Below are 14,021 nucleotides of genomic sequence, written 5' to 3'. Positions count from 1 at the left end.
ATCTGAATAGTACAATAATACAGTAGTACAATTTTGTCAAGTACTTTTTATAAAAATACGCCGAACATGTTTCATAATTGCTTTTAATCAAAAAATCGAGCAGGTTAACACCTACTCGATTGACTATTTTTATATGAAAACACCTGCCAGGCAAACCATAACCATAACAACAATTCCACATAATAACTGCTATACAAAAATAAGCATATCAAAACCACACCCAATATTCCATTTGTTTTTTTGCTTCTCACTCCAAAACAATCTAACAAAACATATATACTAAACAATATAAATAGAGCAACATATTTAACACCTATTTGTACCGCTTCTACACCTATACACATACCATAAATTATCAACGTCAACAGAATGCATGCCATTTTCACACGTCGCTTAGTTTCTGTTAAGGTATCCCCACTGTTCCAGACAGCCACAAGCAACAATATCATACCAATACAAAAATTCACATTGGCACAGTACCGATGATACAAATATGATACACTCGGTTTGATATGGAATCTTAGTTTTTCATCAACCGTCACTGGATATTCTACTTCTACATTTCCTTTCAAATCCCCACTCTGTTTTATACGGATTACATCTGTTCCCGGCTTTTCTGCTTTCACCACGCAACCTTGAAAATCCTTATGATTCCATGCCAATCCGCTGATTACATATTCATGCTCTATCGTTAAATCTGCATACGGATAGTAACTAGACAAATCCTCACATACAACCGTCGTCCTCGTTTCCTCTGGAATATATGCATAAAACGTCTTCTTTGGTGCAAATATATATGCAAGATTACATACGATCCCACATATTGCAAAAATTATTACAGCTCTGCGCACTGTCTTTTTTGCAAATGCATCCCTGACACAACGCCATGCACTTACCCGTTGTTCTATCTTACCTGTCAATATCAGGTATATCACAACTGATGAAATATGCAGGTATATTATAATAGTCGTTTTATCTGCCTGTGGGAACAACCGAATTAACATCTTACATATGCTGACTCCTGCAAACAAAAAACTCTCTGAAACAACTACATTTTTAATCATTGTATAAACCATACAACACGCAAGCAACACAGGCATCCAGTTGATCAGCCTTGGCACCCACAGCCACGGAATAATTGTATAGCGTACAGTTTCCGTTGTTTGATTCCTTACAACTGTGGAAAATATGTTATAATCCTGCACAGAAATACCAACGATCAAAATATATGTAACAATATACATTATGGTACAATAAAAAATTTTTTTCTTCATTTAATTTGTCCCAACTGTATCATTTACGATCGTATCATACACGTCCATATCTACGCTGTCCGGGTACTTGAAGATCGGATCGATCTGTGCCTGCCACTTCGTAAGCGTATCCGATAAAGCTTCCTGTACCTGCTGATTGTAAAGCACGATCTTCTGCTCATTCGTCTTCGTCTGATCAGTCAGAGCAATCATCTGGAATACATGATAACCATACTGAGTCTCCACAACCGTGCTGTACTGTCCATTCTCCATGCTGTAGAGCAGATCATACACATCCTGTCCGTATGTCTCCAGAATCTGCGATGGACTCATCGTCTGCGTCTGCGCCTGATCCAGCTGGTAGTACTCTGCCAGCTTCTCAATTGCTGCACCTGTGTTGTCCTTCAAGTCTGCCGTCGCAAGTGTGCTGCACGCCTGTAGCGCATTTTCATATTGCTGTTTCTTCTGATCATCCGTGTATGGGGTTATCACGCCATTTTCATCCATACTATAACATGCAAAATACATATCATAGAAAGTCGTCATCCGCGCTTCTTCATCGGAGATCTCAATCTTCCGGTCATCTAAGATCTTTGCCTCCACTTTCGACGCGATTGCATTTTCCTGCATCACTTTCTCGGCCTTTTCCTTCGTGATCTCCATGTTCTGTAACTGTTCATCTGTCAGTCCCTCGCAGAAATCATCTGCCTTCTGATTTAGCTCTGCCAACTCGTCATCGCCCAGTGTGATTCCAAGCTCCTCTGCATGCGCACACAACGTCTTGACGCGGACAATTTCATTTACAACTTCCTCCCGTGTCAGGTTCTCCATAGAAGTTCCCGCACCACCATCCGGAAGCACCGTCTGCCAGACATCACTGCCGTACTGCATTTCGTACCGCTCCCGCACGGTTTCTATATAGATATATACCTCGCCTTTTGTTACCAGATTATTTCCATACTGAAACACCAGTGTTCCGCTGCTTGTCTGCTTTGTTTCTTCTTCCTTTTTCTCTCCACAGCCGGAAATCATCGGTACCATCAGGCAGATACACAACAATATTGCAATTAGTTTTCGACAACGTCTATTATGCTTCATGGTTCACATCCTCCGTATTATACAATGTGCGGATATCCTCAATTACCTTCTCACAGGAAGATACCATCTCTTCCTCGATCAGCTTCGACATACGGATACGGAAATATGTCTGCTTGCCCGCGGTAAGCCGCAATGTGTTCTTATACCGCTTCAATAACGGATTGACCCGTTCCGCCTGCACAGGTGCCTGCGGCAGCATGTAAAATCGCACCTCGTCGCCTACATATTTGATATCCGTAATATAAACCTCATGTGCAATTGCTTTCAGATACGCCACATCAAGCAAGCGGAAGAACGGCTTTGGCGGCTCTCCAAACCGGTCACGCACCTCCTCTAAGATGGCATCATTATCCTCGCGGTTCGCACATTTTGAGATTCTCTTATACAAATCCAGCTTCACATATTCATTCTTCACATAGCTGTCTGGAATATAGGCATTGAGCGGAAGTTCTACGTTTGTCACGAACTCCTCACGCACCGTCTCACCAGACAGACGCCGGATCGCATCGTTCAACATCTGGCAATACAGATCATAACCGACTGCCTCAATATTTCCCGACTGCTCCTGTCCAAGCAGATTTCCGGCTCCACGAATCTCCAGATCCTTCATTGCTATCTTATACCCGGAGCCAAGATCTGTAAACTCCCGGATTGCTTTCAGCCGCTTCTCTGCGACTTCTTTTATCATCTTATCGCGCTTATAGAGCAGGAATGCGTAGGCACTCCGGTTGGAACGTCCAACACGTCCCCGCAGCTGATAGAGCTGTGACAGACCGAACCGGTCTGCATCATGTATAATGATCGTATTGACATTTGGGATATCCAGTCCCGTCTCAATGATCGTCGTCGATACTAGCACATCAATCTCACCCTTGATAAAACGGCGCATCATCGCTTCAAGCTCCCGCTCCGGCATCTTGCCATGTGCAAATTCAATCGTTGCATCTGGCAGCACCTGACGGAGTTGTCCCGTGATGTCCGCGATCGTCTCTACCCGGTTATACACATAATATACCTGTCCGTTTCGCGCAAGCTCCCGGTTGATTGCCTCTTTTACAAACTCCAGATCGTACTCCATAATATACGTCTGGATCGGCAGCCGGTCGACTGGCGGCTCTTCCAGCAGACTGATGTCGCGCAGTCCAACCAGACTCATATGCAGGGTTCGTGGAATTGGTGTCGCCGTGAGAGTTAACACATCCACATTTTTCTTCATCTGCTTGATCTGTTCCTTGTGCTTGACGCCGAACCGCTGTTCCTCGTCAATGATCAAAAGTCCCAGATTTTTAAATACAATATCCTTGGAAAGCAGCCGGTGTGTACCAATCACGATATCGACCATACCAGACTTCATCTGCTCCAACGTCTCTTTTACTTCCTTCGGTGTACAAAACCGGGACAGCATGCGGATATTGACCGGATAGTTCTTCATACGCTCACAGAATGTATTGTAATGCTGCTCGGCAAGAATCGTCGTCGGTACCAGATATGCTACCTGCCGGTTATCCTGCACTGCCTTAAACGCAGCGCGGATTGCAACCTCTGTCTTTCCAAATCCTACATCCCCACAGACAAGACGATCCATGATCTTGCCACTTTCCATGTCGTGTTTGGTATCGTCAATGGCTTTCTGCTGATCCAATGTCTCCTCATATGGGAACATCTCTTCAAACTCCCGCTGCCATACGGTATCCTCCGAATATTTGTAGCCCTGCGTACTCGAACGAATCGCATACAGCTCGATCAGTTCCTTTGCGATATCCTCCACATGTCCCTTGACACGTGTACGCACCTTTTCCCACTCTGGACCGCCAAGCTTGTTCAGCTTGACACGCGCGCCATCCTTGCCGGAGAGCTTACCGATGCGGTCGAGCTGCTCGACAGGCACGAACAATTTACTGCCCTTTGCATACTCGATACTGATATAGTCTTTCATGCGTCCATCGGTTTCCACCTTGTCGATACCACGGTAGATTCCGACACCATGATTTTGATGTACGACATAATCGCCAACGGAAATATCCGAAAATCCGGCAATCTTCTCGCCAGCATATTTCGGCAGCTTCTTCCGTTTTTTCAGTTCCTTCGAAGTAAATATATCGCCCTCTGCGATCACAAGCAGATGGCACTCCGGAATCTCAAACCCCGTCTCCATTCGTCCGACACTGATGCGCACCTCGCCCGGTTTGAGCGGCTGTTCCCGGTTCTCAGTAAAGTACGCCATGACATCGTTATCCTGTAAGTTCTTGGCGATACGTTTTCCTCGTGTCGCGGATGGCGACAGGATCAGAATCCGATAGTCCTTCTTCTTATATTTTTCGATATCCTTCATCAGATCCTCGAAGCTGTTGTTGTAGCTGACAAGCCCCTTTGCATCGATCTGAAATGCATACTGTTCTTTCCAAGCTGGCTGCTTCTTATACAGTTCTGAAAGCAACACTGGTGTACGGTTCACTAATCTTGCCACAACAGTCTTGGCATCATAGAGCACATTTGCCTGTGTCGGCAGAACATAACCGCCCTCCAGACGCCCTTCCATCGACATGCCAAACTGCATCGCATACGCACCGGCACGCTGGTTCACACGCTCTGGATCGTCAATGAAGATATCCGTATCTGTTGGGAAATAATCCAAAAACGACACCGTGTCGTCGTAGAAATATTCCACCATACTGTCTAATCCCATCGTGGAATTAAACTCCTTTAACTCCTCTAATACCGACTCCACCATCTTATTCAGCCGTGCGTATTGCTCCGTGTGGAACTGTTCCTTCAAAAGCTTCGCCTGTGCCTTATGCTCCTTCTCCAGCTTGGCAATCCCCTTGCTGATCCGCACATCGTCGAGCACCATCTCCGTAGATGGATAGATGACAAACTCCTCGACACGTTCCATCGAACGCTGGCTTTCCACGTCAAAGCTCCGGATACTGTCGATATCATCTCCCCACAACTCAACACGATAAGGGCACTCTTCCGTCAGGGAGAAGATGTCGATGATTCCTCCTCTGACCGAAAACTGCCCCGGTGTCTCTACGATTGAAGTTTTTTCATATCCAAGTGTTGTGAGCTTCCGTGAAAATGTATCGAGCTGCAAGGTATCTCCGACCTTGATCGTCAATATATTTTCTATGATATGCGAGATGGATGGTATTTTGTCCATCAATCCCTCGATGGTCGTAACAACGGTACATGGTCGCCCTTCTGCGATCTTCTTAAAAATCTCCAGACGCTCCTGCACGGTATTGTTACTGTGAATATCTGCGGAATAAAAGAGAGCGTCCTTCGCTGGATAATAAAAGGTCTGGCGGCTGTAAAACCGATAGTCCTCGACGATCTCCCGCGCGCGTCGCTCCTCATAGGTCACGATCAGACGAAACCGTTTCGTGTCTGACAGTGCCTCCATCAAAAGTGGGGTGATCCGGCGATCCATCCCCCATACATGGTGGATACCGCCTGATTCATCCCGGTGTTTTTTTAACTCTGCAAACCTTGGATCATCCTGAAATGCAAGTGTCAATGCCTTCATTTTCTGATCCTCTTTTCTATTATTTCTTACCCTAATTAAACTTGTTCATGGCGGAAGCCACATCGTGTGTGATCATCTCACAGACCGCTTCCCTCGCCCGGTCAGCGCTCTCCCGAATAATCGGCTGTTCCTCTTTCGAGAACCGCCCCAGCACATAATCCGCCAAATCCATCTTCGCCGGCTTTTCTCCGACACCGATCTTGATTCGTGTAAACTCCTGTGTGCCAAGCTGCGCAATGATATTCTTGATGCCATTGTGTCCACCGGCACTGCCCTTCGCACGGATGCGTAGCTTTCCGACATCCAGACTGATATCATCATAGATGACGATCAGATCTGACAGATCACATTTATAATAGTCCATCAGTTCCCGCACACTCTCGCCACTCAGATTCATATATGTCTGTGGCATGGCAAGAATGACCTTCTCACCCTCAATGATACCCTTTCCGATCAGCGCCTTATGCTTCTTCGTCTCGACCGGAATATTATATACATCACTGATATTATATATCACGGAGAACCCGACATTATGCCTTGTTCCGGCATATTCCTTCGTCGGATTTCCCAGTCCTACGATTATTTTCATCGTCTGCCTCCTAGTCCTCACGGTGACACATGATCTGTTCTGCTTCTTCGAGCTGATCGATCGTATTCACACCGCGAATCTCGTCGCAGGCATCTCCGGTAAGCGGAAGTGCCGATACTTTGAGACCGATCTTTTTGATCAGTGCAATCGTATCCGTCAGGTAATATTCTCCAGCGGCGTTATCATTGCTCAGCAGATCCAGACTTGCAGAAAGTGCCTCGGAATTAAAGATATACATACCGGAATTTACTTCCTTGCATGCCCGCTCCTCTTCGGTTGCATCCTTGTGCTCGACAATCTTCTCGAAATTGCCTGCTGCATCACGGATGATACGTCCGTACCCGGTTGCATCATCCAGAATTGCAGACAATACTGTCACGCCATTTGCTTCCTTGCGATGTTTCTCGACAAGTTCTGTCAATGTCTTTCCAGTAATCAACGGCGTGTCTCCACAGAGCACCAGTGTATCGCCCTCTGTACCAATAAAATCCTTGGCGCATTTGACAGCATGTCCAGTTCCAAGCTGTTCTTTCTGTTCTACATAATCTACGACATCATAGATCGCATCCTTGACCTCTCTGCCCTTATAGCCGACAATCACGCATACCTCACCGGCTCCTGCATCCTTGCACGCCCGAATCACATAATGCACCATCGGTCTGCCTAAGCACTTATGAATGACTTTCGGTAAATCAGAATTCATTCGTGTTCCTTTTCCTGCTGCCAAAATTACTGCTTTTAATTTGTTCATCTTTCTTCCAACCTTTTTCTATATTTAATACAAACTATCCCGTAGTTCCTTTGCTTTCGCAACTGCTTCTTCTGCATCCATTGTCTCGTATACATAAATCTCAGTTGTCATGACAGGCTCCTGTACACAGAACGTAAATGCATATGCATTGTCCTGATACACCTTGTAATACATGGCATTGTCCTCGTTGCAGCTCTTTGTATCCGCCCGCAACGCTTCCGCCCCTGCATCCGCAAGCAGAAATGTTACATAATAATTGACTGGTTCTTCTGCATCTGCGGTAGCCGTTTCCTCATACCTTGTATGCTGCGCTCCACAGGTCACATAAACATCATTGATCTCGTCCTGTGCAACGATTGTCTCTTCCTGTGAATCCGTAATATACACATTCTTATTTTGTTCCATAGAGATGGCTTTCTTCTGCATCTCGGCGATTTTCGTCCGATATCGGTATTCCACCTCCCGAATCTGATCTTCCACATAATCATATAGCTTCAGGAATTCCCGGTTTGATGGATTCAAACCTCCAGATACATGCTCGCCCGACGCCATATACAACGTCAGTTCCTTGTATTCTCCGTCCTTCAAATCCCGGCTTCCGATATTTCTTCGCATATGATACAGGTCAATCTCATCTATGATATCCTTGATCTGCTGAATTGTATCTGCCGATAACTGAACCGTCTCCTCCGGGCATGGATCACTCGACACCCAACGATTAAAGTCATCCGCATAAATGCGGACATTTCCATTGTCACTGATCTCCGCATGCAGCGTATACATCTCGTATGTTTCAACTGCCTCGCCTTTGACTGTCGATGACAACATCAGGAACATTCCATCCGCCAGTGTTGTATCCTCTTTCTTTCCGCATCCCACCAGACTGAAAAGCAGGCAGCACGCGCAGAAGAAATAGAAGGCTCTTTTCTTTATGCTCAATGTTCACACCTCAAGTTCTATTGCATAATTAGTGTAATTATAGCACATTTCTATTCGTACTGTCATTATTTTCACTGTAGTTTCACACTTCTTTTGTTGTTTTTACTTGAGAATATTGTAAAACACATAAAAATAATGTAAAACAAATTATATTTTGTTTTAGAGCTTATTTACAACAAAGAAAATACAAAAAAAGAAAAGGAGAACAAACATGGCAAAAGAAATCCCATACAAGATCTATCTTGAAGAAAACGAGATGCCAACCCAGTGGTACAATGTGCGTGCGGACATGAAGAAAAAGCCTGCACCAATTCTGAATCCGGCTACGTTACAGCCTGTGACACTGGACGAGCTGTCCCATATCTTCTGTACCGAACTTGCAAAGTCATTTGCAACCTTGCCAACCGTATAATTTATATTTACATCATTCATATCTAAAAAGAGTACATAAAAAGCTATGTGTATTTTCTGTTTTCCATTGTCTGACTATCAGCGGTCGCGCAGACATATACACATAGCTTTCTTTTTATCTGTTCAATTGCAATCTATAAGAATTTCAGTTCTTTCATCTGAAATTTATCTTTTCCGTGGTAAACCAGATACAACGCATGTATACCATCTGGAATCTGGACGTCCCCGGTGAAACATTCCCATGCATGCTCATCTTCTGCATATGTTATGTTGATTTTCCCGCAGGCTGATCCTTCTGGTTCCAAACGCAATTCGAAGAAATTATTTTGAGGCACCGGCATATCTACTGGTTTATGAATCAGTCTGCTCCGTGCATCGAGCCGGGCTGGTGCATCGAATCGCGCCTTATTTTCTTCTGTCTCAATTCGTCCAACAATTCCGATTCTGGTTACATTCTTAAATTCAAAATACTTGTACCCTATCAACGTTCCATGATCAATCTCGCCAATGAAACGTTCTTCTCCACTATTGGTTATATTGGGGAATTCTTCTTTATATATGCTGTTATTTCCATGCGGCATACTTCCATTCGTCAGATTGCAGGCAATCACTGCTGGATAGCTCCCCTCCGCAACAAGCGGTCCCTCATTTAATCCACAGCTTGTAACCTCCACCTGCCGAATACTTCCATCTGCTTCGATCTTTATCTTCTCTGCACACGCCTGTCTGCTATAGTCGGATTTGTGTGTGAGTCTGTGATAGAACGCATACCACTGACCATTTATTTCAATAATGCTTCCATGTGTCGTACCGGTCATATTAAGTTTCTCTTCCAATGGTCTGCCGTCCAGCCCGACATCGCCATTTGAGACAATCGTTCCTCCAAACGTAAATCCACCATCCGGCTGGTCACTTACAGCATAACAAAGTTCATGATTCTGCTTTGATGAATAGACAAAATAATATTTATCTCCAACTTTTCGCATGGAAGAAGCTTCAAAAAACGGATGTGCCTCGAATGATGTTCCTTTCACCTTATACGGAATAATATGCTTCGGCTCTTCTTTCACGGTCAGCATATCGTCCTCGAGCACCAGCATCACAGGTCCCATAATGCTGTCCGGGTATGACAGGATTTCTTCTCTTGTACGCCCAAACATCTCCATCTCCTGTTTCACATAGGCATCATTTTCCGGGAAGTCTGGCTGTTCTTCGTAATCATACTGTGTACCATAATAGAGTCTTATCACGCCATCATCATTCAGCACCGCCGGGTCAAAGCATACATACCGCATCATCGGACTTCCATCTTTATTGCGCACATGCCCTAAAAATTTATATTTTCCCGCTGGCGTATCACATACAGCCACGCTGATCGGACATGTATAACCACCCACGCCATAATCGCCGGACATCGCGTAATACAGGTAATATTTTCCATCATTTCCCTGCACAACATCCGGTGCATACATATAACAAAGCTCCGGGTAAGCAGGATCCTGATCTGCCTCATATATCACTCGTTCTTTTCTCCAATCTGTCAGATCATCTACCGGTGCCGAATACACAGTATAGTCATCCATACAGAATGTATATCCCCCCTCATGATCATGGGAACCATACAGATACACCCGGTCTCCGAACACATGTGGTTCCCCATCCGGGATATACTCATTCAAAGGTAAAAAAGGATTAAACACTTGTTTCTTTCTCATAATCTTGTCCTCCTGCTCGTTCTATTCATGCAAAGTGAGATATTATTTCCTCATGCCCTGATCTGACTATATCTTATCGTAATCTTTTTTCACTATCTACCGAATCATTGCTATTTAGTTATCAATTATTGCTATTTTTTTACGAATATTTTTGCTGTTTTTCATATTTTTCTTGATATTTTTTTCTATTTCGTTATAATTTAATAAAATCATCAACATCCAAAAGCAATTATTGATTATAGAATGGAGACAAAATATTAGCATGGCACTTAACCTGGATGGTTCTTATGAACAGATAAAATTTCACGATTATGAATCTGTGTTGTTATATAACAACACGCAATACGAAACATATGAGCCACATTGGCATGCATCCACAGAAATCATCATGCCTGTCAAAGGCGATTATACTATCATCTGCAATGGGACAAACTATTATCTGAAGGAGCGGGATATCCTGATCATTACACCTGGAACTGTTCATTCCATTCCAGCCTGTCATGGTCAACGTTATATTTTTCTGGCAGATTTCTTCCATTATATTAAATCTGACTGTTTTTCAACAATTCAGGCAGCACTCTCTCCAGTTACACTGATCAACGGGAACACACTCCCTGAAATTCATGATACATGTGCCCAACTGATTTCCTCCTGTGCAGAAGAGTATTTCGGCGAAAACCGGTTCCGTGAGACTGCGGTGTTTCATTTCCTTGTTCAGCTTTTTTTGCTGGTTGGGCGCACACTGTCTGACGAAAGTGCAGTCTTCCATGATATATCTCCTGACAAGAAAAGACATTATACCGAAGCATTTTCATCTGTATGTGAATACATCCATCAGCATTACGCAGAAAATCTATGCGTTGATACAGCGGCATCCATGACGGGATTTTCCAAGTATCATTTTCTTCGGCTTTTCAAACAATTTGCAGGCGATACCTTCTACCATTATGTAAATGCACAGCGCATTTATCATGCATGCCTGTTGCTCTCTGACCCTGAAAAAAATATAACGGAGGTCGCAATGAGCTGTGGATTCCACTCTATCTCATCGTTCCTCCGTATCTTCAAACTACAAAAAGGGTGTACCCCGACTGAATTCCGCAGAATTCATAATACAACCAATACCTCCATTACTCTGCCAGCATCAGACTGAGCTGGTACTGGAAGGAATCCAGATTGTTGTTATGCAGGTCGATTGCCTCCGCAATATCGTAGTCAACCAGAATATCGTTTTTGATCGCAACGATCCGGTTACCTCTGCCCTGTCGCAATATCTCAATTGCATACGCGCCCATCAGCGAACCATACATACGATCCTTTGCCGTTGGCTGTCCTCCTCGCTGGATATATCCAAGCACAGATACACGCGACTCAATTCCTGTCTCCTTCTGAATCAGATCTGCCAGCTTGCCTGCATCCGTTACACCTTCTGCCACGACAACCAGATAGCTGTTTCTGCCATCGGTGTGCCGTTTACGCAGTGCATTTATAATGTAATCGAAGTTTCCGTCCCATTTCTCCGGTAATACGATAGCATCTGCGGATGTCGCCATGCCTGCCCAGAGCGCGATATAACCACGCTTTCTGCCCATGACCTCCACGACACTGCAACGGCCATGGGATACCGATGAATCGCGGATCTTATCGATTGCCTCCATCGCAGTATTCGCTGCTGTATCAAACCCCAGCGTATATTCGGAGCAAGCCACATCCCGGTCGATCGTGCCCGGAATACATACGATATTCACGCCCTCGTCCTTGAACTTAATCGCACCGCGCAGTGTACCATCTCCGCCGATTGCAACAACTGCATCTACGTCATGTGCCCGCAGGTTTTTTGCCGCAGTGTGTCTGTATTTCTGATCTAAAAACCGTTCGCTCCTGCTTGTAAAAAGAATCGTACCACCTTGATTGTTGATGTTTCGCACATCGTCTAATCCAAGCGGAATCGTCTCCCAGTCTATCAGCCCTTCGTAGCCGCGCAGGACTCCAACGACCTCGATACCGAGATTGTTCGCGCTGAACACAACCGCACGAACCGCGGAATTCATTCCCGGTGCATCACCACCACTTGTCAGTACCGCTATCTTCTTAATTTCACTCATTTTGTCTTATCCTCCGGATTATTTATTATCAATTGTGCAACTGATAATTGTATGTGTATTGTACAGATATTACCAATTCTACACAGACACGCTCTCGCTCGGTTCATCACGTAATGGTACTAAATTCACGCCAAACAAGTTTGCCGTTCATTAAGTACCAACGTGCTTCAACGGTCTGTTTTAGAATTGGTAATATCTGCACAATCATATACATCTACTATGTTGCACAATTATAAAATCACTTACATATTGTCTTGTAAAATGCGTCTACCTGCTGCCAGTTGCACGCAGTGTCGTCGAATGCAAAATACGACAGCTCATACGATTCGCAGTCACCCGTGATCAAAAACTGGATGATCACTTCCTTCTCGCTTCCCTTATAATACGCGTTTCCATTGAATTGTACGACCTGTTCTCCACTTTCTGCGGTAAAGGATTCCCATTTTGTATTCGTACAGTAATCATCCAAAGCTTCGCCATAGGTTTTCGTTCCATAGCTCTTCATCTCATAATCTGCCACCGGCTGTTCCCGGATATACATTACCCGCTTATCCATCAGAGAGGACTGATCCTTGCCAATATGTGCTTCTCCGACTCCGACCACGCAGAGCACCACGGTCGCTATAATCGCCAAGATCTTGCAGAACTGATTCTCTATGAAGCCCTGCCATTTCTTTACATTTAACGCAAACGCCAAAATACCGCCAACAATCGCGCCGCCGATATGTCCATAGATATCCACATTCCCGCCTGCAGAATAAATCGCATATCCAATCACGAGTGCAATAGCGATAATCATATCCTTCCGCTCGGCATTCTTCCGTCCCATAATCTGGAGGAACACTGCTGCACATATAATTCCGAAGACAGCCCCGGACGCGCCCGCGGCAAACCGTGGACTCTCCGGATGCAGCTTGTGTGCAATCTCCATCGAGAGGAATCCTGCTCCAACGCCGGAACCAAAATAGATGATTGCCATCCGCAGGGAACCAAGCCTTTGTTCTACCAGTTTACCAAACAGAAAGAGCGCCACCATATTTCCTATCAAATGCTCAAAATCCGCATGTATGAACATATAAGAGATCAAACGACGATATTCGTGGTTTATCGTGATGTACTCATAGTTAATTCCTGCAAGCTGGAATGTGTTTTCGATACCAATACACATAATCGCCGCAATCACATTCGCCACAATAATCAGGATTGTAACAATCGGAATCGTCTGCTTTGCACGCACGGGCTGAACCGGTGGCACTGTATGAACCACATACGGATCTTCATATGCATAAGGATTCTGGTTTGTATATGGATTCTGATTCTCATATTTCTGCGACGGCATGCCATAATATGGGCCTGATTTTCTCTCCTGATCCGTTTCATTATCTCTTCTTAACTGCACTTGTACATCCCCTTTCTACTTGTGCATATCTTTTGTTTCTATCACACTGCAACAATTATATTCTACCTTCCCATTCTAGGCAACCAAAACTTGCATCCCGCTTTATTTTATCTTCCGATTGGGGCTTTTTTCTTGTTCCGCCATTTTTCCCCCAACCTGCTTGCAAGCAAGCTTGCAGCGATGCATGTGCTTGGCTTGTTGCTCCGGATAATCCTGCAGGCTTTCGCCTGCACAT

10 protein-coding genes and 1 pseudogene are annotated in these 14,021 nt (G+C 44.7%); 2 read left to right on the top strand and 9 right to left on the bottom strand.

Annotation, left to right across the window (positions count from 1 at the left end):
- Nucleotides 1–104: 104 nt before the first annotated feature.
- From AAAT93_RS01835 to AAAT93_RS01810, 6 genes are read right to left on the bottom strand one after another with little or no spacing between them, the layout of a single operon-like run.
- On the bottom strand, nt 105–1,274 hold the full coding sequence (locus AAAT93_RS01835) for a hypothetical protein (protein WP_227573548.1): 1,170 nt from the start codon (nt 1,272–1,274) through the stop codon (nt 105–107).
- On the bottom strand, nt 1,275–2,351 hold the full coding sequence (locus tag AAAT93_RS01830; protein WP_196020412.1) for a peptidyl-prolyl cis-trans isomerase: 1,077 nt from the start codon (nt 2,349–2,351) through the stop codon (nt 1,275–1,277). It abuts the gene before it with no gap.
- Nucleotides 2,341–5,877: a transcription-repair coupling factor gene (mfd, locus tag AAAT93_RS01825; RefSeq protein WP_182428829.1), complete on the bottom strand. Its 3,537-nt coding sequence runs from the start codon at nt 5,875–5,877 to the stop codon at nt 2,341–2,343. The genes AAAT93_RS01830 and mfd overlap by 11 nt, the downstream gene beginning before the upstream one ends.
- Before the next feature lie 31 nt (nt 5,878–5,908).
- Complete coding sequence (gene pth / locus AAAT93_RS01820) at nt 5,909–6,466, bottom strand: aminoacyl-tRNA hydrolase (protein WP_118546234.1); 558 nt, start codon at nt 6,464–6,466, stop codon at nt 5,909–5,911.
- Nucleotides 6,467–6,476: 10 nt separating this feature from the next.
- Nucleotides 6,477–7,217, bottom strand: coding sequence for a sugar phosphate nucleotidyltransferase (locus tag AAAT93_RS01815; protein WP_021986239.1), 741 nt, complete (start codon nt 7,215–7,217; stop codon nt 6,477–6,479).
- A gap of 24 nt (nt 7,218–7,241) precedes the next feature.
- Nucleotides 7,242–8,156 carry a hypothetical protein gene (locus AAAT93_RS01810; RefSeq protein ID WP_227573547.1) on the bottom strand — a complete coding sequence of 305 codons (915 nt, stop codon included), beginning with the start codon at nt 8,154–8,156 and terminating at the stop codon, nt 7,242–7,244.
- A 211-nt stretch (nt 8,157–8,367) separates the two neighbouring features.
- On the opposite strand from AAAT93_RS01810, the pseudogene AAAT93_RS01805 reads away from it, so the two are divergent.
- Nucleotides 8,368–8,541 (top strand): annotated as a pseudogene (locus AAAT93_RS01805) (TrpB-like pyridoxal phosphate-dependent enzyme); the annotation flags it as partial.
- 160 nt (nt 8,542–8,701) lie between these two features.
- Here the strand turns inward: AAAT93_RS01805 and AAAT93_RS01800 are convergent.
- Nucleotides 8,702–10,282 carry a family 43 glycosylhydrolase gene (locus tag AAAT93_RS01800; RefSeq protein WP_227573546.1) on the bottom strand — a complete coding sequence of 527 codons (1,581 nt, stop codon included), beginning with the start codon at nt 10,280–10,282 and terminating at the stop codon, nt 8,702–8,704.
- Between the two features lie 262 nt (nt 10,283–10,544).
- On the opposite strand from AAAT93_RS01800, the gene AAAT93_RS01795 reads away from it, so the two are divergent.
- Nucleotides 10,545–11,435, top strand: coding sequence for an AraC family transcriptional regulator (locus AAAT93_RS01795; RefSeq protein WP_021986243.1), 891 nt, complete (start codon nt 10,545–10,547; stop codon nt 11,433–11,435).
- On the opposite strand, the gene AAAT93_RS01790 is transcribed toward AAAT93_RS01795, so the two are convergent.
- Together AAAT93_RS01790 and AAAT93_RS01785 are read right to left on the bottom strand one after the other, a co-directional pair.
- Nucleotides 11,413–12,387 carry an ATP-dependent 6-phosphofructokinase gene (locus AAAT93_RS01790; RefSeq protein ID WP_021986244.1) on the bottom strand — a complete coding sequence of 325 codons (975 nt, stop codon included), beginning with the start codon at nt 12,385–12,387 and terminating at the stop codon, nt 11,413–11,415. The genes AAAT93_RS01795 and AAAT93_RS01790 overlap by 23 nt on opposite strands.
- A 238-nt stretch (nt 12,388–12,625) precedes the next feature.
- The gene (locus AAAT93_RS01785) at nt 12,626–13,786 is read right to left on the bottom strand and encodes a rhomboid family intramembrane serine protease (protein WP_021986245.1); all 1,161 of its coding nucleotides are present in this window, start codon (nt 13,784–13,786) and stop codon (nt 12,626–12,628) included.
- Nucleotides 13,787–14,021 lie beyond the last annotated feature (235 nt).

The sequence above is a fragment of the Coprococcus hominis (ex Arizal et al. 2022) genome, from assembly GCF_040094675.1.
In the GTDB taxonomy this organism is placed as follows: Bacteria; Bacillota; Clostridia; order Lachnospirales; family Lachnospiraceae; genus Coprococcus_C; species Coprococcus_C hominis.
This window is presented reverse-complemented; position numbering and strand designations above follow the sequence as displayed.